Source organism: Mariniflexile sp. TRM1-10 (genome assembly GCF_003425985.1).
Lineage (GTDB): Bacteria > Bacteroidota > Bacteroidia > Flavobacteriales > Flavobacteriaceae > Mariniflexile.
Genome location: NZ_CP022985.1, coordinates 4,705,330 through 4,729,044 on the forward strand (window position 1 = coordinate 4,705,330; position 23,715 = coordinate 4,729,044).

At 34.6% G+C, this 23,715-nt stretch carries 21 protein-coding genes; 12 read left to right on the forward strand and 9 right to left on the reverse strand.

Features of this window, described 5'->3' with window-relative positions; translation table 11 throughout:
* Positions 1-30: 30 nt before the first annotated feature.
* From CJ739_RS19485 to CJ739_RS19500, 4 genes are all read right to left on the reverse strand, one after another.
* A complete protein-coding gene (locus CJ739_RS19485) occupies positions 31-2,058 on the reverse strand; it encodes a DUF2264 domain-containing protein (RefSeq protein ID WP_117178385.1) in 2,028 nt (675 codons plus the stop codon).
* Between the two features lie 6 nt (positions 2,059-2,064).
* A complete protein-coding gene (lacZ, locus tag CJ739_RS19490; protein WP_117178387.1) occupies positions 2,065-5,172 on the reverse strand; it encodes a beta-galactosidase, LacZ type in 3,108 nt (1,035 codons plus the stop codon).
* 205 nt (positions 5,173-5,377) lie between these two features.
* On the reverse strand, positions 5,378-6,526 hold the full coding sequence (locus tag CJ739_RS19495) for a glycoside hydrolase family 88/105 protein (protein ID WP_117178389.1): 1,149 nt from the start codon (positions 6,524-6,526) through the stop codon (positions 5,378-5,380).
* A gap of 398 nt (positions 6,527-6,924) precedes the next feature.
* Positions 6,925-8,259: a BNR repeat-containing protein gene (locus tag CJ739_RS19500; RefSeq protein ID WP_117178391.1), complete on the reverse strand. Its 1,335-nt coding sequence runs from the start codon at positions 8,257-8,259 to the stop codon at positions 6,925-6,927.
* A gap of 477 nt (positions 8,260-8,736) precedes the next feature.
* Here CJ739_RS19500 and nhaD point away from each other — a divergent pair, with 477 nt between their 5' ends.
* From nhaD to CJ739_RS19525, 5 genes are all read left to right on the forward strand, one after another.
* The gene (gene nhaD, locus CJ739_RS19505) at positions 8,737-10,035 is read left to right on the forward strand and encodes a sodium:proton antiporter NhaD (RefSeq protein ID WP_117178393.1); all 1,299 of its coding nucleotides are present in this window, start codon (positions 8,737-8,739) and stop codon (positions 10,033-10,035) included.
* Positions 10,036-10,252: 217 nt separating this feature from the next.
* Positions 10,253-10,987: a helix-turn-helix transcriptional regulator gene (locus CJ739_RS19510; protein WP_117179153.1), complete on the forward strand. Its 735-nt coding sequence runs from the start codon at positions 10,253-10,255 to the stop codon at positions 10,985-10,987.
* 72 nt (positions 10,988-11,059) lie between these two features.
* Complete coding sequence (locus CJ739_RS19515) at positions 11,060-11,593, forward strand: dihydrofolate reductase family protein (protein WP_117178395.1); 534 nt, start codon at positions 11,060-11,062, stop codon at positions 11,591-11,593.
* Positions 11,594-11,915: 322 nt separating this feature from the next.
* Positions 11,916-12,842 (forward strand): hypothetical protein, encoded by a 927-nt coding sequence (locus CJ739_RS19520; RefSeq protein ID WP_117178397.1) that lies wholly within the window; start codon positions 11,916-11,918, stop codon positions 12,840-12,842.
* Between the two features lie 381 nt (positions 12,843-13,223).
* Positions 13,224-13,700 (forward strand): hypothetical protein, encoded by a 477-nt coding sequence (locus tag CJ739_RS19525; RefSeq protein ID WP_162880276.1) that lies wholly within the window; start codon positions 13,224-13,226, stop codon positions 13,698-13,700.
* A 166-nt stretch (positions 13,701-13,866) separates the two neighbouring features.
* Here the strand turns inward: CJ739_RS19525 and CJ739_RS19530 are convergent, their stop codons facing one another.
* Together CJ739_RS19530 and CJ739_RS19540 are read right to left on the reverse strand one after the other, a co-directional pair.
* On the reverse strand, positions 13,867-14,154 hold the full coding sequence (locus CJ739_RS19530; RefSeq protein ID WP_117178401.1) for a hypothetical protein: 288 nt from the start codon (positions 14,152-14,154) through the stop codon (positions 13,867-13,869).
* Between the two features lie 878 nt (positions 14,155-15,032).
* The gene (locus CJ739_RS19540) at positions 15,033-16,190 is read right to left on the reverse strand and encodes a THUMP domain-containing class I SAM-dependent RNA methyltransferase (protein ID WP_117178405.1); all 1,158 of its coding nucleotides are present in this window, start codon (positions 16,188-16,190) and stop codon (positions 15,033-15,035) included.
* A 170-nt stretch (positions 16,191-16,360) separates the two neighbouring features.
* Between CJ739_RS19540 and CJ739_RS19545 the strand changes: the two genes are divergently transcribed.
* From CJ739_RS19545 to CJ739_RS19555, 3 genes are all read left to right on the forward strand, one after another.
* A complete protein-coding gene (locus tag CJ739_RS19545; RefSeq protein WP_205419381.1) occupies positions 16,361-17,092 on the forward strand; it encodes a class I SAM-dependent methyltransferase in 732 nt (243 codons plus the stop codon).
* 195 nt (positions 17,093-17,287) lie between these two features.
* Positions 17,288-17,962: a ZIP family metal transporter gene (locus CJ739_RS19550; RefSeq protein ID WP_117178409.1), complete on the forward strand. Its 675-nt coding sequence runs from the start codon at positions 17,288-17,290 to the stop codon at positions 17,960-17,962.
* Positions 17,963-18,080: 118 nt separating this feature from the next.
* Positions 18,081-18,509, forward strand: coding sequence for a DUF4268 domain-containing protein (locus tag CJ739_RS19555; RefSeq protein WP_117178412.1), 429 nt, complete (start codon positions 18,081-18,083; stop codon positions 18,507-18,509).
* A 71-nt stretch (positions 18,510-18,580) separates the two neighbouring features.
* Here CJ739_RS19555 and CJ739_RS19560 read toward each other — a convergent pair whose 3' ends face one another.
* The 3 genes from CJ739_RS19560 to CJ739_RS19570 form a co-directional block, all read right to left on the reverse strand.
* Positions 18,581-19,072 (reverse strand): GNAT family N-acetyltransferase, encoded by a 492-nt coding sequence (locus CJ739_RS19560; RefSeq protein WP_117178414.1) that lies wholly within the window; start codon positions 19,070-19,072, stop codon positions 18,581-18,583.
* Between the two features lie 128 nt (positions 19,073-19,200).
* On the reverse strand, positions 19,201-19,833 hold the full coding sequence (gene trhA / locus CJ739_RS19565) for a PAQR family membrane homeostasis protein TrhA (RefSeq protein WP_117178416.1): 633 nt from the start codon (positions 19,831-19,833) through the stop codon (positions 19,201-19,203).
* Positions 19,834-19,837: 4 nt separating this feature from the next.
* On the reverse strand, positions 19,838-20,518 hold the full coding sequence (locus CJ739_RS19570; protein ID WP_117178418.1) for a DUF4294 domain-containing protein: 681 nt from the start codon (positions 20,516-20,518) through the stop codon (positions 19,838-19,840).
* A gap of 106 nt (positions 20,519-20,624) precedes the next feature.
* On the opposite strand from CJ739_RS19570, the gene CJ739_RS19575 reads away from it, so the two are divergent.
* The 4 genes from CJ739_RS19575 (at position 20,625) to CJ739_RS19590 (ending at position 23,705) form a co-directional block, all read left to right on the forward strand.
* On the forward strand, positions 20,625-21,707 hold the full coding sequence (locus tag CJ739_RS19575) for a M42 family metallopeptidase (RefSeq protein ID WP_236951563.1): 1,083 nt from the start codon (positions 20,625-20,627) through the stop codon (positions 21,705-21,707).
* Positions 21,708-21,769: 62 nt separating this feature from the next.
* Positions 21,770-22,333, forward strand: a complete 564-nt coding sequence (locus CJ739_RS19580) for an NUDIX hydrolase (RefSeq protein ID WP_117178420.1) — start codon at positions 21,770-21,772, stop codon at positions 22,331-22,333.
* A gap of 113 nt (positions 22,334-22,446) precedes the next feature.
* Complete coding sequence (locus CJ739_RS19585; protein WP_117178422.1) at positions 22,447-23,214, forward strand: threonine/serine exporter family protein; 768 nt, start codon at positions 22,447-22,449, stop codon at positions 23,212-23,214.
* Between the two features lie 2 nt (positions 23,215-23,216).
* Entirely contained in the window at positions 23,217-23,705 is a 489-nt protein-coding gene (locus CJ739_RS19590; protein WP_117178424.1) for a threonine/serine exporter family protein, read from the forward strand.
* Positions 23,706-23,715 lie beyond the last annotated feature (10 nt).

The window sequence follows — 23,715 nt, forward strand, 5'->3', positions numbered from 1 at the left end:
TTCACGTTTTCAGAATTCACGATTCACAATTTAAAACTGGATATTTCTCTCTATACCACCTTTCATTTCCATAGTAACAGTGCCATCATTTGCGCTTGTCATTTTTTTGACTGGGAGTAATTCATTATTAGTCCATGTTTCTCCTGACCTTTTCCAAAGCATTAAAGTTGCATAAATAGGTGATTTTTTTCCATTTAGAATCTCATTTCTAGTGATATTAATCACTGCGCTTTCCTCGCTTTCTGGGTGTAATCCTTTCGCTTTTACAACATCTGTTTTATCCCATCCCAACAAGGGCACCAAGGCTAATTGGTATGCACCATTATCAATAATTGTTATATCATACCCTTTCACATTTCTTTTGGTGACAACCATTTCGTTGTTCAATTTAGGCAACGCATAATGTCCTAATCGCATCTCTATAGGATGATTGCTATTATTTTTATCAACTCTTAAAATACCATTCGCTAAAGGAACATCCGCCAAACTAAATTTAATACTTTCATCGGTTTCCAAAACGACATCTCTGTAATAGATACCGTTTTCAAACTTTTTAAAAGTGAACAATCTAAAGGCTTCCCACTTATTTTCTTTGTTTTTAACCATATAATTCATGGCTACTTCGCCGTTTTCACCATCGGCTTGCCAAGGAAACGCACTGTTATATGAGAGTCTATTATAATTTTCTGTAGCCCTGAATCCTTGCCAATCGTCTTCTACTTTTTCATGACACCAAGCACGTATTTCGGAAGCACCAATATTTGGGTAATCGGTAATTAAAATTTCTGAAGCGCCTTGGTATTTATTATAAACTTTATCCTTTTGAAACTCGGTTTCCCAAGCACCATTGTTTTCTGGGGCTGTCCAGAAAGGGTTATCATCTGGAATAAGCAACCCTAAAAAAGCTTTTCCCATCCAATACACGCTTCCTCTACAACTATAAACTTGAACAGCTGGCTCAAAAGCACCATAAAAACCAAGTGTAGGCACATGATCTTCCATAAAATCGGGATGTGTGAAAAATTGTTTTATCACACCTGATGAAATTCTACGCATCCACCCATAATTTATATTTGAATCGGTTTCCAACCCCATTAATGGAAATGGTATGATGGCTCCTATTCTATAACTAATGCTTCGTCCGTACATGATCATTTCCCCATTTTCGCTAAACATATAGGGATAATTATCTTTTAAATCATTGAAATTTTCCTTGAATTTCGAAGCGATTTCCGGATAGTATTTATTCCCAATATATTCAGACCATATCGCACCATACATTTGAAATGCCCACATGCTATAATAATCATAAGCTGGACTATCGTTATACCAACCTTGTCCACGGTAGTGCGTTAAGGATTTTTCTAAATATTCTACCAGTAATTTTTCATTGACATCATAACCTTGATCCTTAAAAAAACTTAATACAAAAATGTTAAAGAACTTCCAGTTTGAATCTACCGTAGGGCCATCGCCATAGCTCAACATCGCTTTAGCTAATTCATCTTTTTGATGCTGCGGCAACGGTTCCCATAAGACTTCTGGATTAATTAACAGAGACACTGCTAATGCCCCAAACTCTACTAAATTTTGACTTGGTCCGCCATTTTTAGGTCTAGGAACAATGTAGGACTCGCTTTTTGGGTCGATTAGTTTTCCTATTTGATATCTGTAATAGTCGGCAACTTTTATTTTGTTTATTGTTAAATTAGGGTTTTCCTTTAAAAGTGGTGCTGCTACAAACAGCGTTCTACATAAACCTTCCAGCTTTTCGGTAGGAACACGCCTTTCATCATGCGGATAACTTTTTCCGGGTTGCTTAGGGAATTTCATCGGGTCATCTAAACTATTTACATACCCAAAAGCACCCTCAAGAAGATAAAGTGCCGCATCTTTCCAGTGTTGTTTTGTCATGCCTGTATAAGGGCTCAACTGATAATCTGGATTTACTATTTCAAAAGTCTTATTACTTGTTTCAATAGAAACATCTTCACTTTGTGCAAATGACCATAGGCACATTAAAAATGTCACTGAAATTAAATTAAGTTTTCTTATCATTTTAATTTATTCTACTAATTTAATCTGGTATGAATAGGTATATGTCTTGTCATGCAAACGATACTGTTTATGAGGATAAGCACCCCAACTGTTATCGCCACCTACGCCTCTTTGTTTTAAATCTACATGCAGGTATACTTTATCTTTTTCCACAATGATATCCGTGGGATGTGTTTGCGATTTGGTATCCCCTCCATCTAAGGTTTCAGTAGCCATATTCAAAGCACTAAAACCTAATGGCTGCTCCCCAATAATTTCCAAACCATCGTTATTTTTATCTGTTAAAGTCAACCACCGTACATCGGTTTTATAACCAGCTTCTTGTGGTCTAATGTACGTCCAAGTAAATTGATTAGCAACCTCATCGTTATATATTCCTAAAAAAGCGGCTGTATTTCTATCGGAATAATTTTCCCATGGACCACGACCGTAATAGGTTAAATTATCAAAACGACCATCGACAACCATTCGCATACCAAAGCGTGGTAATTCAGGCAGTTCCTTAGCACCCATATCAATATGGGCAGTCACCTGTATAGCGCCATTGTTTTTAATTACATAATCTACGGTATAAGGAACCTGTAATTCTGAAATAAGAAACGCTGACTTAATTGGAATGCCTTCCTTTGTTTTCTTGCCAACGGTTACATTTTCAAGCTTCATATTTTTATGGACATTCTTCCATGTGCCTAAACGTTCCGGCATTTTATTACCATAATCGTTATCGGTTGGTGCGCGCCAAAAATAAGGCTCTGGAAAGTTTAAGATCGTTTTAGAACCCTTTTTAACGGATGCATACTTTTTTAATTTGCCCGTAGCTAAATCAAATTCCCCATTAACGAGGTTGTTAGAAAAAGAAAGCACCTTGTCTTCAATTTTGAATACGATGTCACCTTCATTTGCTTCTTCTGAATCAAAATAAGTTGTGGTTCCTAATGAAAACTGCTCGCGGGCAACTTCATGATTTTCAGGAATGCTTTTTGTAGCATTTTTTGTGAATGCATAAACTTCTAGATAATATTCTTTGTTACTTTCCAAAACAGGAAGTTCTAAAGCAATTTCTTTACTTTCATTTGGTTTTGCTGAAACTTGAAATGTTTTTTCTTCAACAACTTTACCATTAGCCTTTAAAATCCATTTGAAATTATACTGGTTTAAATTGCTGAAATTAAAACGGTTTGAAACCACGAGCCTATTACTTTCTTTCTGCTCAAACTGAATATCTTGATATACTTTTTTCACTTCAAAAAGTCCCGGATGTGGAATCCTGTCTGCTGTTACCAATCCGTTAGCACAAAAATTTTGATCGTGTTGTAAGTTTTCGCCACCTAAATCGCCACCATAAGCCCAAAACATGCGACCGTCTGCAGTTTCGGTTTTCAAGCCTTGGTCTACCCAATCCCAAATAAAACCGCCTTGCATTTTTTTGTTAGTGCTTATAATGTCAAAATATTCCTGAAAATTACCATTACTGTTTCCCATGGCATGCGAGTACTCACACATAATAAACGGGCGTGGGTCGTTACCATTCGCATAGTCCTTCATTTTATTAATGCTTGGGTACATAGGTGCAACAATGTCTGTGTTCATGTCTTCATGGGCTTGTTCAAACATTACAAAACGTGTGTTATCGCGCGCTTTCAGCCATTTATAAGCATCATAAAAAACAGGTCCGTTGGCGCATTCGTTACCCATAGACCAAAGAATGATTGACGTATGGTTTTTGTTCTGTTCCAACATTCTTTTTATTCTATCTAAATGCGCTGGTGCCCACTCTGGTAAATAGGCAGGATGTTTCGTTTTATCTAAACTTGCCTGCTTTTCTACACCCATGCCGTGTGTTTCAATATTGGCTTCATCGACTACGTACATGCCATACTCATCACACAAAGTGTATAAATATGGATCGTGGGGGTAATGGCTCATTCTTATGGCATTGATGTTATTTTGTTTCATCAACTTAATATCTTCCAACATGGTTTCCCTGTCTGGGACATGCCCTTTTACACCATGGTGTTCGTGCAGATTTACACCGTTTACCATTAAAGGTTGCCCATTAACCATTAATTGGGAATCCTTAATTTCTACCTTTCTAAAACCTATCTTTTTCGAAATAACTTGAGATGTTTTTTTATCAGATAATTTTAATACATACCGATATAAATTGGGTGTTTCTGCACTCCATTTTAAAACATCCTTTAGTGTAGCTGAAAAATTAATGGTATTGGTTGAAGGGTTTATTTTCCTTTCTTCGGAATACACAACTTTACCATATGAATCTAAAAGACTTAGGGAAATCGATTGGCTTTTTGAAGGTTTGGCTTCAAACTGTCTTAAATCTACAGCTACTTTGAAGATGCCATCTTTATAAGCATCGTCTAAATTGGCTTCAACAGAGTAATCCCAAATAGTCGTTTTCGGCATGGCTTGTAAATACACATCACGTTCTATACCACTTAAGCGCCAAAAATCCTGATCTTCTAAATAGCTACCATCATGCCAACGAAATACCTGAACTGCAAGTAGGTTTTGTCCTTTTTTTATATACTTGGTAATATTAAATTCCGCAGCGGTTTTTGAAGCTTTCGTCATTCCAACCTCATTTCCATTTACAAATATTCTAGCGTATCCTGAAATAGACCCAAAATTCAAAACAATTTCTTTGCCATCCCAGTCACCAGACACGGTAAACTGCTTTCTATAACTACCAACAGGGTTATAACTCCCATCTATATAGGGAGGATTTCTAGGAAACGGATAAACAATATTGGTATAAATAGGGATGTCAAAACCTTGTAATTCCCAATTAGAAGGCACGTTAATAGTGCTCCAATTAGAATCATCTAAGTTGACATTATAAAAATCCAGTGGTCTGTTTGCAGGTTGTTTTACTAAAGTAAATTTCCATTCTCCATTTAAACTTTGATAGAATTTAGAGTTTTCAGGGAGGTCTGTAAGCGCCGATGTTTCATCTTCATATAAAACAAAAGACGCTCTTCCTGTTTCTTTATTGCGATCTACAACCGTTGGGTTTTCCCATTCGTTGGCTTCGCTTTGTGCAAAACTTAAAGATACAAGTATCAAAAACAGCGGTGTTAAAATTAATTTTCTCATTTATAATTTAGTTAATTTAATTAATGAACTATTTTTTTAAATTAGGACTTCGACAGGCTCAGTCTGACATTGGGAATTGTTATTGTTTATTTGTTGATTCGTTGATTTGGTTTGTTGCCCGTAAACTATTTACTATTGATTATTGTTGATTTGACTACTGACCACTGCCTACTGACCACTGCCCACTGCTGATCGTAAAATACGTTCAATCTAAAAATCGATACATTTCTGAAGCTGCCAATAAAAAAGCACCCACTCCAAAATCGGCCGTGGAATTAACATCCACTACTTGACCGGGTATCGCTTTTTCGCCAATGGGTTGTACATAACCTACGGCGCCATTTTCCTGTAAAGCTGTATTTTTTAAATAATGCCATGCTTTTTTAACCACTGGCAAATAGATTTCTTTATCTAAAATGCCCTGATTTATGCCCCATAAAAAACCATAAGTAAAAAAGGCTGTACCGCTAGTTTCTGGTCCAGGTGCGTGTTCTGCATCCAAAATACTACGCGTCCAGTAACCTTCCTCTTGTTGTGCTTTGGCTAAGACTTTTGCCATATCTTTAAATCGGTTCATATAGTCCTGCTTATATTTAGCAGTGTTTGGCATGTCTTGAATTATTTTAGCATACCCTGCAAAAACCCAACCATCGCCACGTGCCCAAAAATCTTTTTTGCCATTGGCGCTTTTATGTTTGGGATATACATATTTAGCATCACGATAATAGAGTTTTGCGTCTTCATCGTACATAATGCTATCGGCATAAGATAAATACTCATTTAATTTTTCCAAGTAAAGGTCATTACCTGTAACGTTATACATCTTGGTCATGACGGGCATCACCATATACAAACCGTCTGCCCACCACCAATAATCGGTTTGTGGGGTACTCATTTCATATTCCATGACCTCTCGCACACGAGCAATTTTAGAGCTATCCTTTTTTCCTGTAATATTATAAAGGTCAATATAAGTTTGAAAACAAATTTGCCAATCTCCAAATAGCACATAATCGTCTGTTTCGCCATAATCATATTTCCATTCGGATTTATTTTGGGATTTGGCACCCATCCATTCATTTTTAGCTGCCCAAGCTAACGAATAATTAAGATAGTCTTTGTTTTTAGTTATTTTGTAAGCTTCCATATTTCCTGTATGGTATGCCGCAACATTCCAAAAAGCATTGCCAAGATCGGAATGGTTTTCCTGCCAATGTGTATTAACTTTATGAATTATTGAAATCACTTCTTTCTTTGATTGGTTCATTGCTTTTTCTCTTACAGCACTACTACAGCTAACAAAAAGTAATGTAGCTATTATGGCATTTGAAAAAAGCAGTATTCTTAAATTCATATGGAAATATTTAGCCCCCTAACCCCCGAAGGGGGAACCTCATACTGGGTTCTAAGGGTTATGTTTAACTGTTTATTCGTTTATTTGTTTGATGCTTGACAAGGGTTTCGACTTTAGTTTATCTTGAGCATTATCGAAAATGAAAATATATTTTTATTTGAAGATAAAAGCGTAGCTTACGAAAGGCTCCTGACATCTTCCTCTTAACCTAATGACATTGCCCTTGGCTTGGCTCATAATTCTGAATTCAGGATATGGTACCGCATTAATCTTCATTGGTGTTTATCTCACAAATTTTATTTTCATTGGTGTTCGATGATTATCAATTATGTTTCCTAATTATAGCGATTTCATAGTTTTCTTTATTGGTTTATAGTTGGTATTAATTTATTATGAGGCTAATCAATGAATCTTTTGAGGTTTTTCACCGTTAAAATCTTTATTTCTGAAGCTTTCTTTTCAGCCACACCTTCCCCATCTATTTGAGTGACGTTTTGTAAAAAAACATGGAGTTCTTTTTTGTTTTTCCATAGGGCGATATCGTAATTGGGTTCCCACTGCCCTACACCCTGCTCACTTAAATCAACCACCTTCCAGGGCAATTCATCATTTAAAAAAGAATAAGCCAAAGACACTTTATTGCCTCTTTCTTCATCTCTAAAAAGTATGGACACCAATGTTTGGTTTTTAGTATCCTCAATTAAAATATCCGGACGTGCGATAGGAATCTTTTTTGTGCCACCGCCACCTAATGAAAACGGCGTTTTTCTAAAACCTGCATTAACCTTCTTCCATTTATTATTTTTTAAATAAACCATTTGGTATTGCGGAATCATTCCTTCGTTGAAGTAAGTAACGATATAGGGATTGCCATTGCTATCGGTACTCATAGCTGTTTGATTGATGAGATTGCTGTTTTGAGGGATTTTCCAAGCCATTTCAGCTGAGGCTAACGTGATTGGTAATTTGTAAACTTCCCCGGTAGATTTTTCCCAAGTTTTGCCACCATCTTTAGAGAGCGCATAGCATAAATCGTGATTGGTTTCTACGCCCCAAGTTTCTCTCCAAACCCAAGATATATGGATAACGCCATTGGCATCTACACATGCTTGCCAATAAGCGCTTCGTTTATCTTCACCGTCAATAAGATTGCTTTGTAATTGCGACCACTTTTTAGTGCTAATATCATAGGAATTAATCACCAGATTGCCTCTTCCAGATTCACCAGACCTATAGAAAAAAACCAAATTTCCGTTTGGCAGATTATAAAATTCCGGGTAGGTTACTTTATCTTCCTGAAAGCCCGTCATAAGCATTTCCTCACCGAGTTCTAACCCTAAAGGTTCTTTACTTATAGCATACCTTAGTTTGGTGTTATGGTGGTCCCAACTTACATGTAAATACCCTGAACCATCAATAGCGATACTAATACTATTATGGGCATCTTTTATATTTCCTTTATAGGGGGTTTTTAATGTAGTCCAGTTGGAGGATTTAATGTGCCGCTTTCCTAAAATCAAAGAGCCTTCTTGATTGTAATATGCAGTAAATTGAAAGTCTTTATAAGTAGTCAGTGCATTTTTTCTAAATTTCACCGTGTTTACGGAATTGCTACCCCATCCATTACCTACAGATGTGTATGATATGTTTTTGGTACACGCCACCAAACACATGCTGCACAAAGCTAATAGCAAATAATTTTTTAAAGATAAAATCAATTTATTTTTCTTCATTAATAAAAGTCCAATTTTATGAGCGCTTGAAAAGCTTTTGTTGATAATTACACATAATAAGTGTCAAAATTACATTTTTAAAACTAATTGTTCAAATATCGACATATTAATTAATTGTTAACGTAACCAATTCAGCAAAAAAGGGGGTATAAAATGTTCAATTTTTAATATAAAAGTGCATTAATAACTTATGTACACATGATTTTATGCGAAAGAGTCCAAATTTACATTTAAAAAACACAAGCAGCAATCTACTCTCCCAAGAAACATAAAAGCCAAAAATGTTATCTGTTAACTAGTAAATTAACAGAAAAAAACAACCGTTTATGATATCCATTATTTCTATAAAAAATCTTTTTCAGAAAATCAATTCGATACAAAATATATACTACATTAGTCGGCGCTTTTACAAAACAACAAAGCGTTATAAAAAAGAAAACCAATCATCAACTTTTATTCACTAAACCAAATTGAACCATGTATATTCTTCTAGCTATTACCTTTATAATTGGCTATATTTTTATAGCCTTCGAACACCCTTTTAAAATAGACAAAGCGGCATCTGCAATTCTTACGGGTGTTCTTTGCTGGGTTATTCTTGTTTTAGGGCAAGACTCTATTTTTCAAACCACACCAGAACCTCATTTTATTGATGAATCTATTTTGCATCATTTAGGTGAAATATCCCAAATTCTATTTTTCTTATTAGGTGCTATGACCATCGTTGAGTTAATCGACACCCATGGTGGTTTTCATATTATCACTGAAAAAATCAAAACAACCAACCGTATAAAATTATTATGGATTATTGGTTGTGTTACTTTTGTTTTATCGTCTGTATTAGATAACCTAACGACCACCATCGTTATGGCTACGCTGCTTAAAAAACTAATGAAGGATAAAGAAGATATTTGGTTTTTTGGCGGTATTGTAGTTATTGCGGCAAACGCCGGAGGAGCATGGTCGCCAATTGGTGATGTCACTACCATTATGCTATGGATTGGAGGTCAAGTAACCGCTATTAACATCATTAAAGAAGTATTATTGCCAAGTATTATTTGCTTAATCGTGCCACTTATAGTATTATCTTTTATAAAAAAAGGAACCATTACAAAAACAGCTAGTTTGGGCTATGAAGGTACACATGCACCAATTACAAGTTCGTTTGAAGCTTCATTAATACTTTGGTTAGGTGTAGCTGGCCTTTTATTCGTTCCCGTTTTTAAAACACTTACACACTTACCTCCTTTTATGGGAATCCTTTTAAGTTTGGGTGTTTTGTGGGTTGTAACCGAAATTATTCACAAAAACAAAACCACAGAACACCGTCATAATTTATCGGTTGCACATGTTGTTAGAAAAATAGATACCCCAAGCGTACTCTTCTTTTTAGGTATTTTATTGGCTGTAGCTAGTTTACAAACCGGAGGCCATTTAGCAGAAGTTGCCAAATTACTAAGCGACACCTTTGGAAATATTTATATCATCAACATCATTATAGGTTTCATGTCTTCTATTGTAGATAATGTGCCACTTGTAGCTGGTGCCATGGGTATGTATCCTTTATCACTATATCCTCAAGACCATGAATTCTGGGAACTTTTAGCGTTTTGTGCAGGTACCGGAGGTAGCACCTTAATTATTGGGTCGGCAGCAGGAGTTGCCATTATGGGCATTTTAAAAATAGACTTTCTATGGTATTTGAAAAAGATTAGTTGGTTAGCCGTTATTGGATATTTAGCTGGTGTTTTAACATACTATCTTTTGAATTTGTAGTTAACAAAGTCGTTACGAGGCATGAAGCAATCCCCTAATGCTTGCTTTAAAGGCCTGCTGTGTGAAGTTCGTAACCTAGGCTGTAAGGAACTTTACACAGCAACGTGGATTTTTATTATATTCGTGAACATATAAACAATATAACTACAATTGTATTCCTATTTATTGTGGTTATATGGTTGTTGGCTGTCATTATAAAAACAACATCACGAAATTGATGGAATACATAGAAATAAAACCATACAAAGAACTAGAACCCTTTATTCATTCCTATTGGGAACTGAAAGGAGAAGAATTCGACAGACAATGGGAGCGAAATTTTCCAGATGGCTGTGCCGGCTTAGTAATGAACTTGGGAGAAACCTGTTTGACGGACAATGGTTCTGTATCTATGGAATTTGGGAAAACCTATATAGTTGGTGCAATGACTTCTTTTAAAGATAGTTTTATTGACAGCAACACACATTTATTAGGAGTTTGCCTCAAACCTGCAACTTTTGCAAATTTCTATAATTATGTAGCCCAAGATGAACTGACAAATAATACTATTGAATTTGAAAAATCCAATTCGTTTAATATTGACAAAATACTAGCAAACCATTCCAATTATCTAAATCTATATTTTACAGACAGAATAAAAAGCAAAAAGAACCGACTACAATCTATAATCAGTGATATACATTCTTCAAATGGGCAATTGAGTATTTCCGAACTTTCAAAGCGGAATTATACAACTGTGCGGCAGTTAGAACGACATTTTAAATCACAAATAGGAATTCCACCAAAAGAATATTCAAACATTATTCGCTTTCAAAATGCTTTGAGCATAATTAAAAACTCAAGTGAAAATCGCAGTTTATTAGATATTGCATTTGAGTGCGGCTATTATGACCATTCGCATCTTACTAATGAAATCAAGCGAAATACAGGGCTTTCACCATCGCTACTTTAAAATGTCGCATTTATACAAAGTGCAAATGGTTGTTTAAAAGTAATTTTGAAAAAACATTAAAATTTAAAACAGATGCGAAAAATATCACTCTTTATTGCCACAAGTTTAGACGGCTACATTGCAAAACCTAATGACGACTTAAGTTTCTTAAAACTCGTAGAAAAAGAAGGCGAAGACTATGGCTATGGAGAATTTACGGATACAATTGACACTTTGATTGTTGGTAGAAAAACCTATGATTATGTGCTTAAAGAAATCGGTTCATCTCATTACGACAATGGACAAAGGGATGTTTATGTTATTACAAAAACCCAAAGACCAAATGTTGGAAGAACAACTTTTTACACGGATAACTTGACCGATTTGGTGAAACAACTAAAATCTGAAAACGGAAAAAATATATATTGTGATGGTGGTGCAGAAATAATTAATGAGCTATTAAAAAATGACTTGATTGATGAGTTTATTATTTCAGTCGTTCCAGTATTGTTAGGTAATGGAACAAGATTATTTAAAGACGGACGACCTGAACAACTACTTGAATTTGTGACAATAAAAACATTTGATACAGGATTGACACAGGTACATTATAAACGAAAAGAATAAAAACGACACCAGCTCTTCGTAATCAGTAACTTCAAAGCATAGTAAATAATAAAAGCAATTTCAATAAAATAAACACAAGCTGTATTTAAATAAAACTAATTACAGCCTTTTGTTTTGTGTTATGATATAATGCGAAGTTTAACGTTCGCCCGAACAAAGGGCGAATAAGCATAAAATAAGACAGTAATAATACCTACTTTTTTAAAATGCCTTTTGTTTTTTTGTAGGTGGTTTTTTATTATATTCGTGAACATATATATAATATAATTACAATTGGATTGCTATTTGTTGTGGTTATATGGTTGTTACCAGTAATTAAAAAATGAACCTAAAAATAATTTATACATTATTAATTTTGATTAACCTTACTTCATGTAAAAATAAAGTAGACAAATCAGAATATACTAATATCCCAGGAAGCAGAATTCTAATTGATATGCCTGCAGGCTTTAAACTAACTTCTGGCTCAATCGGTATTGAAAAGGACAAAAACTCAATGGTTCAATTTTTCGATTTAATAGGAGGAAATCATTTCAACAATTCTAATACAGTATCAAAAGAAATTTTTGAAAGTAAAGGAATAAAAGTATTAGAAAATAAAGATTTAAAAATTGACAATTATGACGCAAAATATTTTCTATTACAAGCTAACGAAAATGAAAAAACAATTAATATAGTTTTTGGTGATTCAACTTTTTCTGATATGGTCATGGCACTATATCATAGTAAAGATTTAAAAACAGAAAAAGATTTAAAAAAAGCACTATTTTCATTAAAATATGATAAAAAAATTAAAATTGATCCATTAGATTTTGCTCTTTTTAAAGTTACTCCTAATAATTCAAAGTTTAAATTCGCAAAATATAATTCAAATATTTTTCTTTTTTCTGAAAACGGAAAAGTAAAAGATGCATATGTTAAGGAACCAATGTTTACAATTAATAGCTTCACAATTGATAAAACAACGAATGCAGAAACAATTGCAGAAAGCTTCCTACAAGGTATGCTACAAAATGGATTTTATAAAACTGATGAGAAAAATGTATCTTTTGAAAATTTAAACGGTTATAAAGCAATTAGAAGAGAAATTTATGGATATATGAAAGCTGAATATGCTCTTTTATATCAAGTAGTAATTCTTAATAAAGAATCTTTGAATGCGATAGCAATGCAAGGTATTTCATATTCTGAACATGAAATAAATTTACCTGAATTCAAAGAGTTATCGGAAAATATACTTTTTAAGTAAAAACTACTGGTAATAACTAGCGTTTGTGTGGTCGGTACGACCCAACATGAACCCCAGCCCTTCTAAGTCAGTGAATTCAAAGCATAGTAAATAATAAAAGTAATTTCAATAAAATAAACACAAGCTGTATTTAAGTAAAACTAATTACAGCTTTTTGTTTTATGTTATGATATAATGCGAAGCTTAAAATTTCGCATAGCAACGTTTGCCCGAACAAAGGGCGAATAAGCCTGAAACAAGACTACAAGAATACCTGCTGTTTTAAAATGTCTTTTGTTTTTTGTAGGTGGATTTTTATTATATTCGTGAGCATATAAACAATATAACTACAATTGAATTGCTATTTGTTGTGGTTATATGGTTGTTGTAAAACATTTGAAAATGGTAATCGCTTCATCATATAAATTTGGCTCTGATGCATTGTTCGTTTCTCAAAAATTGAGGGAAAACGGACTTAATTCTATTATAAAAGATGAACCCAATGAAACACTTCCTTTTCAGGTATTGGTTCATGAAGGTGATTTGGACACAGCAATACCAATAATTGAAAAACTGGAAATTGTGGAATCTGATTTAGATCCCGAATCCGAAGGTTACTTAGTTGGTCATAACGAATGGAATGATAAAATGTATGACCCTGGACATTATACTGGCGGAAATATTGAACATTGGATTTACAACAAAGACATTTGGAAATATATCGCACCGATTCATTTAATAAGCGGAATAGGTATTCTTGGACTGGTATTGCTTGGATTTATAGATATAGACTTTGATTCAATTTTAGGGATTACCTTATACCTTTTCGTGGGGAGTAGTATGCTATGGCAACTTAAAAACAGAAAACGGAAAAAATGAAAAACGTTGTATAACACCGGTAGCTGTTGCACAACTAAATAGAGGTATAAAATAGTTACTCAAAAAGTCAAGTTGAAGAAGTGCTTAAAAAAGTAACTGCGGTTTTGACTAAACTTCTTGGAACAAAATAATGGGAGGACTGCCAACACGCAACCCTCCCTGAATTTTAAGATTCTTGCCCAATCCGCTCAAAGCCTTCCCACAAGATTTTTAAATCAAAAAGAGCGGACTTTTCATCTTCATCGAAAGGGACATCCGAATGATAAAGTGCTAAATCATGAATTAACTTCAAGGATTTGGAGAATCCAGAAACACCATGAAACATAATGGAGTCCAGAAATTCAGCCTGTGAAGGCAATAAAGATTTTTGAATTTTTGATACGTGTCGGGCATCAACCGTTGTGCTTACCAAATTACCATTCAGGCAAACACTTTGACCATTTGAAGTTCGCATAATATAATGGATTAAGTGAATAAAAAGAGGAGAGGTCACTGCGAACTTTATCAAAGCGGTGCTTTGAATAGGTCTCGGGACTTGCACCCGTCTGCCTCTCCAAGGCTTTCTTTTTTAACCGTTTGTGTTGTATTTGCACCATGATAATTTGATAAAGTTCGCAGTCCAAATGTACGACTAAAAATTAAAAGAGGAAAGAAAAAGCCGATAATATGGTATAAAATCAATAGCTTAGATTTTTGTTAGATAGGAATTTGTCCGAACAAAGGGCGAACAAGCCTGAAACAAGACTGCTGTAATGCCTACATTTTTAAAATGTCTTTTGTTTTTGTAGGTGGATTTTTATTATATTCGTGAACATATAAACAATATAACTACAATTGTATTCCTATTTATTGTGGTTACATGGTTGTTGGCAACAATTTAAAAAAACCAAAATTGACAGACAAAGTTGAAATAGAAAGTGTTGAAAAGCTTTATAATTATCTGAATTCGAAATTACCAATCTCTGTCGATTATAAAGAATTGTATAATTTGTGTTTCTCTCTATTTTGTACTCTTGATATTCTGCCAGAAGAATTAAGGTCACTCAAAATCACAAAAGGAGTTTTAACCCATACCTTTATGAAAATCGCAATAATAAAAAATGTCGCGGAATGCACAACTGAGAGTGATTGGATTGACCAAATTGACAATTTTTTAAAATTTTCCGAATCACGAAAACGCTCGGATATTACTCGGAACGAATTAAATAAAAACAGTTGCCAATAACTAAGCGTTCGTGTGGTCGATACAACCGGACATGAACGCCCTGTTGACCGAACTGGTTCTTAGTCGATTATCCTACTAGACCGATAAACCTAACTCAAAAAAAAAATCTACTTCATATACTTCCCCTTTTTACTCCCCGCATACATTTCGTATTTAACCAAACGTGCTTCCAGTTTGGCATTAAACAAATGTATTTTACGTGAAGGTCTTAACCCTACATGTTTTAATGCATCGAGGTTGCTGGTTATAAACCAAGCATCGGTATTAGGGTAATTCTGTTTTAGGGTATCGCCTATGCTTTTGTAAAACTCCTGCATATCTATATTTAAACGCTCGCCATACGGTGGGTTAAATACCATGTGTAATTTGGCATCACCGCCTTTTTGGGTTTTAAAGAAGTCTTCGTGTTTTACTTCTATAAAATCATCCAATTGGGCATTTTTTACGTTTTCAATGGCTTTGGCTACCGCACTTGGTGCTTTATCGTAACCTACTATTTTATGATGAAAATCGCGGGTTTTACCAAGTAGCGATGCTTCAATTTTTTCAAATAAATCGACATCCCAATCATTCCAACGTTCAAAAGCAAATTCTTTACGCATGAGGTTTGGGGGGATGTTGCAGGCTATCATGGCTGCTTCAATAAGCATGGTACCCGATCCGCACATGGGATCCATAAAATCGGTTTGACCATCCCAACCCGATAACATAATCAATCCTGCTGCCAGTACTTCGTTTATGGGCGCTATATTGGTCGCTAATTTATAACCGCGTTTATGTAGGGAATCGCCCGATGAATCTAACGAAATGGTACACTGGTGTCTGTCTACATGCACATTGACTTTTAGGTCGGGAAATTTTAAATCGACATTAGGGCGTTCGCCTGTGGTATCGCGAAATTTATCTACAATGGCGTCTTTGGTTTTTTGTGCGATGTATAACGAATTTGTAAATAATTCGGAGTGGATAGTCGCATCTACAGCAATGGTGCCTGTGGGTTTTACATATTGTTCCCAAGGCATTTGGTAGAGTTTGTTATATAAATCCTGTTCGTTATTTACGGTAAACGTATTAATGGGTTTTAATATTTTTATGGCGGTACGCAACCCTAAATTGGCTTTGTACATAAACCCTTTATCACCCGAAAAAGACACACTCCGCACCCCTGTTTTAACATCTTGCGCACCTAGTTGCGTCAGTTCGTTTGCCAATAAATCTTCAAAACCAAATAACGTTTTGGCTAACATATTAAAATTTTCTTCCATTTTTTATCTCGAATAGATTGCAAAAATAATGTAATTTTGCGGCAAACACGATGTTTATTAAAATTTAGGTTAAGGCTGCTTCGCAGAAAGATATAGCAAAAAGCCTGACCCCTTTTTGGGGTAACCTCCAAAAAAGATTAAAAAGATTCCTGCCTTCGCAGGAAGTACCTATGAATAAAGACACAAGTACATGGTTTACCTCTTGGTTTGATACACCATTTTACCATATTTTATACAAAGATAGAGACGATACCGAGGCGCAACATTTTATGGATACGCTTACGGGGTATTTGAATATTCCGGAAGGTGGAAAAATATTGGATTTGGCTTGTGGCCGCGGACGGCATGCGGTGTACTTAAACTCTTTGGGATTTGATGTTACGGGTGCCGATTTGAGCGAAAACAGCATTAACTACGCCAAACAATTTGAAAACGACACCTTGCATTTTGAGGTTCATGATATGTGCAAACCTTTCAACAGACCTTTTGATGCTATTTTTAATTTGTTTACCAGTTTTGGGTATTTTGATAAAGATGAAGACAATTTAAACACCATAAAAGCGATTAAAGCCGATTTAAACGCCGTTGGTTTCGGGGTCATTGATTTTATGAATAGTGAATTTGTTATTGATAATTTAGTGCCCGAAGAAGTAAAAACGGTTGAAGGCATTGATTTTAACCTAAAACGCTATGTGGAAGACGGCCATATTGTAAAAGATATTAGTTTTAATGCCAATGGCGAGGATTATAATTTTCAGGAACGTGTTAGAGCGTTTACTTTAGCCGATTTTGAAGCTCTTTTTGAGCAAGCTGGTGTTTATTTATTGGATGTTTTTGGTGATCATAAATTGCGTAAGTTTAATGCGAAAACATCGGAACGTTTGGTAATGATTTTTAAATAGAAGTGATTTAAACTTTTTTGATTGAAGCGAAAAATGATGATTTTTGTTCCATATGAAGGCTTTTTTGAAATGCATAGCAGTGCTACGAAGTAAAAAAAAGACAAAGAATGGGACAAAAAGGGCATTTTTTTAGCCAATTGAAAAAAGTTTAAACCACTTCATCGTATTAATTAAATTTTAAGTAGGTTGATTTTAATGAATAAATTTCTTTTTCCTATACTGGCTGTAATTTTTGGCTTTATTTTAGCAATCATTACCAAAAATCAAAAATCCTGGAATACCAAACTGCTACTTTCTTTTAGTGGTTCGTTTTTATTGGCGTTAACGCTTTTTGAATTGCTCCCTGAAGTGTATGGACACTTAGACGCCAAACGTTCTGGGTTGTTTATCATGTGCGGTATTATGCTGCAAATTGTATTGGAACTATTCTCTAAAGGTGCCGAACACGGACATGTGCACATCCACAAACACGGAACAGCGTTTCCATGGTCATTGTTCATAAGTTTGTGTATACATAGCTTTTTAGAAGGTTTTTCTATTCACGACCACAACGATATGGTTTATGGCATTTTGGTGCATAAAGTTCCTATTGCTGCACTGATTTCAATGTTCTTAATACAATCACATTACAGCAAAACACAAATTGCTGGGTTTTTATTGGTTTTTGCATTTATGACCCCTTTAGGCACTTTTATAGGCAATACATGGGAAGCTCTTGCCGATTATTCACAGATAATTAATGCCTTTGTTATTGGTATCTTTTTTCATATTTCTACCACCATTTTATTTGAAAGTGGCGACGGGCATAAATTTAATTTATCGAAGTTTATATCTATTGTTGTAGGTGTTGGGGTGGCTTTTTTGATTTAGACAATAGACAATAGACAATTGTACGTTGTAGACAAAATTCACATTTTAACACACAACTGTGAACTCTGAACTCATAACTTTTTAACCTTATAACCTTATAACTTTTTAACTCCAAACAGTGTTTAGCAAAGAAGAATCTAGATTATTACGACAGGAATTTTGGACGAGCTTTGGAAAATCGTTTCCAAGGAAATGGATTTTGTATGACACCAAATTAAAAGGGTTTAGTTTTAAATTTCATTTTGATACGAAAATAGCGTTAGTAGCTCTTGATTTGGAAGACGATTTGGAATTTCGTATTAAATACTGGGAGAAACTGGTGGCTTTAAAATCGATTCTTTTAGATGATTTTTTACCTGAAGCCATTTTTGAAGAAGCATATATACTTGACAACGAAAAAGAAATTTCTAGAATTTATGTGCCTTTAGAACAAAAAGTGTCCATTCATAATAAAAATACCTGGCGTGATGTGATGGTATTTTTCAATGAAAAAATGCACTTATTTGAAGCCTTTTTTGAGGAATATAGAGAGGTGATTGAGGGTTGATGGTTGATGGGTGTTGGGTGTTGGGTGTTGGGTCGGATGAATCGTCAATTCTTAATTCATTAATCCTTAATTCATAATTGTTTCTCCATTTCATAATCATCCATTATAAAGCCATTACCAATATCCGTAACCACTTCTTTGGTTTTTATAAAACCCATTTTTTCATAAGCAAGCATCGAATTTGTGTTATACTTATTCACGTTTAGTTTTACTTTTTGTAATTTAAAAAAATGTGCTAATTCAATAACATGTTGCATCGCCGCTTTTCCTATTTTCTTTCCGCGATAGTTACTTAAAACGTAAAGTTTGCTCAGAAATAAATAATCGCTTTCTTTTTTAACACCGACATAACCAACTGGACTGTCATTATAAGTGATATAAAAGAACAAAAAACCTTGATTAACTTGATCTTCTAAAGCCTGAACAGAATTGTATTTATTGAGCATATAGTCGATCTGTTCCAAACTAATAATAGACACATAATGCTCATACCAAATAATATGGGCCAACTTTGAAATACAATCAAAATCAATGCTCTTGGTTGCTGGAATAATTTTTATCATACATTAGTGATGAATAGTTAACAATTAATAATGAATAATTAATGATGGATGTCTTGCAAAAAAGTGCTTGACAGTTTTGCCCTCTCTTCAAGGCGAGGTAGAAACGGAAGCCCAAGGAATTCTTTAGATTAAATGACATAAAAGAATATCATAAAAAAGTGAAGCACCGCACCTGCAAGTACAAATAAATGCCAGATAACATGGTTATAAGGTATTTTTTTAATAGCATAAAAGATGATACCCACGGTATATGCCAACCCTCCAAAAAACAAAAGCAGTACACCATTGCTATCCATTAACTTTGAAAGATTGGTGAAATCAAACACAATAAGCCAACCCATTACCAAATATAACAAGGTTGAGAATATTTCAAACCTACCCGTAAAAAATAGTTTTAAAACAATTCCAAAAGCGGCGATTCCCCAAACGGTATAAAACAATGTCCACCCTAAACTTTGGTGTAATGTGATGAGCAATACAGGCGTGTAAGTTCCGGCAATAAGAAAGTAAATACTAATATGGTCTATAATTCGGAAGTAATGTTTTTTAACCTCGTCTTTTACCGAATGGTATAATGTTGACGCCGTAAACAAAGTAATAATAGAAATCCCGTAAACAATAACACTAAAAAGGCTCCAACCGGTTTTATTGCTATTAAAAATAATAAGTGAGGTCAATCCTAAAACACCAAAAATAGCACCTATGGCATGTGAAATGGCATTTAATCGTTCCTGTAGTGGTGTTTGCTTATAAACCGACACTTCCTTACTTTTTTTTCTGTTTGTCCAGCCAGATATCTGTTAAATCGTAAAAATTATATTCTTCTGCTGCTTTTTGTCGAACCAGCAATCCGCTTTTAAAACTTCGTTGGAGAATATCTTCAATAAGATAATCTTCATAAACATTTTTGGGATCGAAAGGTTTTTTTAGTGAAATATCGAACATACTTGCGGTGGTATTGTACCAAAAGGCACGCCACCCACTACGGAGTTCCTTAACTAATCCAAAGGTTGTTTTTCCGGTTTGTCTGTGTATTAATTTTACCAATATTTGCCCTTCGGTGCGTGTTAGTTTTTTTAATTCATCTGAAAACTCACCTTCAATATACTTTTGAATTATTTTAGTGTAACGACGCTTATCACTCGCTTTTTTCATTGATTCCAATCGTGAGTTCAAAGAATCCAACCTTTCGGAAGCTAATTTGGCATATGGATATACTTTCAGTGTTTTTCTGCGTAAAATCAAATACTTAATGCGGTCTTCCCTACTAGGGAATTTTAAATCGCCAAGTATGTAAATAGGATTTAGGTTTATGATAGTTTGAGGTACCGAATCGCCTTCAATAAACATATATTCATATTCCAACGTATCCTCTTCCTCATCCTTAACTTGAGCAAAGAAAAAAACAGGGCAAAGTAAAAATAGAAATATTATAAAATTCTTCATAAAACTTTTGGAGCAAATAATCTTCCAAAATTAACAAATTACAATGTTTAAAACATTTTTTTTGTATTTATATTATTAATTTAGTCGGAAATTTTAATTCAATACGATGAAAAGCATTTTAAACAAAAAGTCTATGGACTTTTTAGAGTCATATTTAAACAATGCAGCGCCTACAGGTTACGAATGGACAGGGCAAAAACTGTGGATGGATTATTTAAAACCCTATGTAGATGAGTTTATTACCGATACCTACGGAACCGCTGTGGGCGTAATAAATCCAAAAGCTAAATACAAAGTAGTTATTGAAGGGCATGCCGATGAAATTTCTTGGTACGTAAATTACATTTCAGATAACGGATTGATTTATGTGATTAGAAATGGTGGAAGTGATCACCAAATAGCACCAAGTAAGGTTGTAAACATACATACGAAAAACGGTATTGTAAAAGGTGTTTTTGGATGGCCAGCAATCCACACACGTGATAAATCTAAAGAAGAAGCCCCAAAACTAGATAACATTTTTATTGATTGTGGTTGCAAAACCAAAGAAGATGTAGAAAAATTGGGGGTTCATGTGGGTTGTGTTATTACTTATCCAGATGAGTTCCATATTTTAAACGGTGATAAATTTGTGTGTCGTGCACTAGATAACCGCATGGGTGGTTTTATGATTGCCGAAGTAGCACGTTTATTAAAAGAAAATAAGAAAACCTTACCGTTTGGATTGTACATCGTAAATGCTGTACAAGAAGAAATTGGTTTACGTGGTGCCGAAATGATTACACAAACCATCAAACCAAATGTGGCGATTGTTACGGACGTAACGCACGATACCACCACGCCTATGATCGAGAAGAAAACACAAGGCGATTTAGAAATGGGTAAAGGTCCGGTAATTGCTTATGCCCCTGCGGTACAACAAAAGCTTCGCGACTTAATTACAGATACTGCCGATGCTAAAAAAATACCGTTTCAGCGCAACGCTTTATCACGTGCCACAGGCACCGATACCGATGCCTTTGCATACAGCAATGGAGGTGTCGCTTCTGCCCTCATTTCATTGCCATTACGTTACATGCACACCACGGTTGAAATGGTACACAGAGAAGATGTCGAAAACGTTATAAAACTTATATACGAAAGCTTGCTTAATATTAAAGATGGTGAGACTTTTAGTTATTTCAAATAATACTTACCATTCCCGCGAAAGCGGGAATCTCTTTCATGACAAAAAACTTTTTCTAAAATTTCATGGACGAATACATAGACATTGTTGACGAACACGGAAATCCTACGGGAAAATCGGAATTGAAATCGGTAATTCACCAAAAAGGGTATTTCCACCATACGGCGCATGTTTGGTTTTACACCAAGGATGGCGAAGTGCTATTATCTCAACGTTCAGCAAAAAAAAGTATTTGTCCGCTTATGTGGGACGTATCGGTTGCAGGACATATTGATGCAGGTGAAACCCCAAAACAAAGTGCTATTAGAGAAGCTGAAGAAGAAATTGGCATCGCAATTTCAGAAAGTGATTTACACCCTATTGGTATTTTTAAATGTTTTCAATCGTATGAAAATGGAATTGTAGACAATGAATTCCACAATACCTTTATAGCCAAAATCACCGTACCACTTTCAAAATTAACAATTCAAGAAGAAGAGGTTGAAGCTTTAAAATTTGTTACGCTCGATGCCTTTAAAAAACTTATAGAAAATATTGGCGAAGACAATCACTTTGTACCTTCAAATAAACCATACTACCAGTTGGTATGGCGATCTATTATGGAAAAACTGTCTAAGCCCAGCACATGAATTTGCTCCTTTTGCCATTGTGTCCATTTTTATGGTTTTAGTTGGTTTTTGTTAATTGTTAATTGATATATATTTGGATTTTTGTCATGTATTAAAATAAATATTATAAAAAAATGGATGCTTCAAAAGAATTAATAAAAACCACAAACTTACTTTTAGAAATAGCATCACTCCTTATGGTTTCTGGGGCTAATACCATACGAGTCAATTTGAGCATTAATAGATTTGCTGCTGGTCTAAATTTTAAAACCTCCTGCTTTATAAGTCACAAAAGTATTATTATGACTTTATATGAGGAAGATTCAACCCAAAGCTGTACGAGAGTAAAGAATATTCCACCGTATGCCATCAATTTTTCTGTAATTTCAGCCATTAGTAAAGCCAGTTGGAGCGCAGTAAACGAAAATTGGACTCTCGAACAAATTTCCAATGACATTGAAAAAATAAAAAACCAAAAAAGATATTCGAAACTAACGGTCCTTATAGCTGTAAGTTTAGCCGGTGCCGGGTTTTGCAATATTTTTAAAGGCGATTATTTGAATATGCTTGTGGCTTTTATTAGCACATTTATTGGCTTACTTGTTTTTCAGCTGACCCATAAGGAAAAGTTCAATGTATATATCCGTATATTTTTTGGCTCATTTATAGCTTCTTTATGTGCAGGTGTTGGCATTGTTTACAATATTGGCGCAAACCCCCAAACAGCTTTAGCTACTTCTATTTTGTACTTGGTACCCGGTGTCGCTTTAATTAATTCATTCACCGATTTATTAGACAATAACATAATAAATGGCATGGTACGCTTTACAACAGGGCTTATGACGGTTTTGGCTATTGCACTGGGCTTATTTATAACCATGCTCATTTTTCAATTCAACTAATTATGATGGACATTATAATAAAATTATTAGAAGTTGCTGTTTGGTCTGGAGTGGCTGCATTAGGGTTCGGAATACTTTTCAACATTCCAAAAGGAACTATTGTGACTGTTTTTGTTTTAGGCTTTTTCGCTGGTTTAATAAAATTCACACTCTTAAAATTTGACGTGCACATTGTATTGGCCACTTTCATTGCGGTATTTTTTGTTGCTATTGTTAGTATCCCAACTGCGCATAAAATACACCATCCACCGGTGGTTTTTTGTGTTCCACCTGTAATACCTATGATTCCTGGTTATTTTGCTTATGAAACCGTTTTATCTGTTATGAATTTTATTTTTATAGAAAAAGATACTGTTAAAAGAATAGCGCTTATAGATGCTATTTTCTCTAACGGATTTACCATGTTTTTTATATTGATTTCGATAACTGCCGGCATTTCGTTACCCTTGCTTTTATTAAGAAGAAGTACGGTTAAGAAGATTGAGGGTTAGTTTGAAAAAT

Excerpts from the sequence above, each read along its gene's own strand:
- CJ739_RS19590 (WP_117178424.1), top strand. The coding sequence starts at position 23,217 with ATGATGGACATTATAATAAAATTATTAGAAGTTGCTGTTTGGTCTGGA.
- CJ739_RS19570 (WP_117178418.1), bottom strand. The coding sequence starts at position 20,518 with ATGAAGAATTTTATAATATTTCTATTTTTACTTTGCCCTGTTTTTTTC.
- lacZ (WP_117178387.1), bottom strand. The coding sequence starts at position 5,172 with ATGAGAAAATTAATTTTAACACCGCTGTTTTTGATACTTGTATCTTTA.
- nhaD (WP_117178393.1), top strand. The coding sequence starts at position 8,737 with ATGTATATTCTTCTAGCTATTACCTTTATAATTGGCTATATTTTTATA.
- CJ739_RS19585 (WP_117178422.1), top strand. The coding sequence starts at position 22,447 with ATGGATGCTTCAAAAGAATTAATAAAAACCACAAACTTACTTTTAGAA.
- CJ739_RS19530 (WP_117178401.1), bottom strand. The coding sequence starts at position 14,154 with ATGCGAACTTCAAATGGTCAAAGTGTTTGCCTGAATGGTAATTTGGTA.
- CJ739_RS19560 (WP_117178414.1), bottom strand. The coding sequence starts at position 19,072 with ATGATAAAAATTATTCCAGCAACCAAGAGCATTGATTTTGATTGTATT.
- CJ739_RS19510 (WP_117179153.1), top strand. The coding sequence starts at position 10,253 with ATGGAATACATAGAAATAAAACCATACAAAGAACTAGAACCCTTTATT.
- CJ739_RS19520 (WP_117178397.1), top strand. The coding sequence starts at position 11,916 with ATGAACCTAAAAATAATTTATACATTATTAATTTTGATTAACCTTACT.
- CJ739_RS19580 (WP_117178420.1), top strand. The coding sequence starts at position 21,770 with ATGGACGAATACATAGACATTGTTGACGAACACGGAAATCCTACGGGA.
- CJ739_RS19575 (WP_236951563.1), top strand. The coding sequence starts at position 20,625 with ATGAAAAGCATTTTAAACAAAAAGTCTATGGACTTTTTAGAGTCATAT.
- CJ739_RS19495 (WP_117178389.1), bottom strand. The coding sequence starts at position 6,526 with ATGAATTTAAGAATACTGCTTTTTTCAAATGCCATAATAGCTACATTA.
- CJ739_RS19550 (WP_117178409.1), top strand. The coding sequence starts at position 17,288 with ATGAATAAATTTCTTTTTCCTATACTGGCTGTAATTTTTGGCTTTATT.
- CJ739_RS19540 (WP_117178405.1), bottom strand. The coding sequence starts at position 16,190 with ATGGAAGAAAATTTTAATATGTTAGCCAAAACGTTATTTGGTTTTGAA.
- CJ739_RS19545 (WP_205419381.1), top strand. The coding sequence starts at position 16,361 with ATGAATAAAGACACAAGTACATGGTTTACCTCTTGGTTTGATACACCA.
- CJ739_RS19515 (WP_117178395.1), top strand. The coding sequence starts at position 11,060 with ATGCGAAAAATATCACTCTTTATTGCCACAAGTTTAGACGGCTACATT.
- CJ739_RS19525 (WP_162880276.1), top strand. The coding sequence starts at position 13,224 with ATGGTAATCGCTTCATCATATAAATTTGGCTCTGATGCATTGTTCGTT.
- CJ739_RS19500 (WP_117178391.1), bottom strand. The coding sequence starts at position 8,259 with ATGAAGAAAAATAAATTGATTTTATCTTTAAAAAATTATTTGCTATTA.
- CJ739_RS19485 (WP_117178385.1), bottom strand. The coding sequence starts at position 2,058 with ATGATAAGAAAACTTAATTTAATTTCAGTGACATTTTTAATGTGCCTA.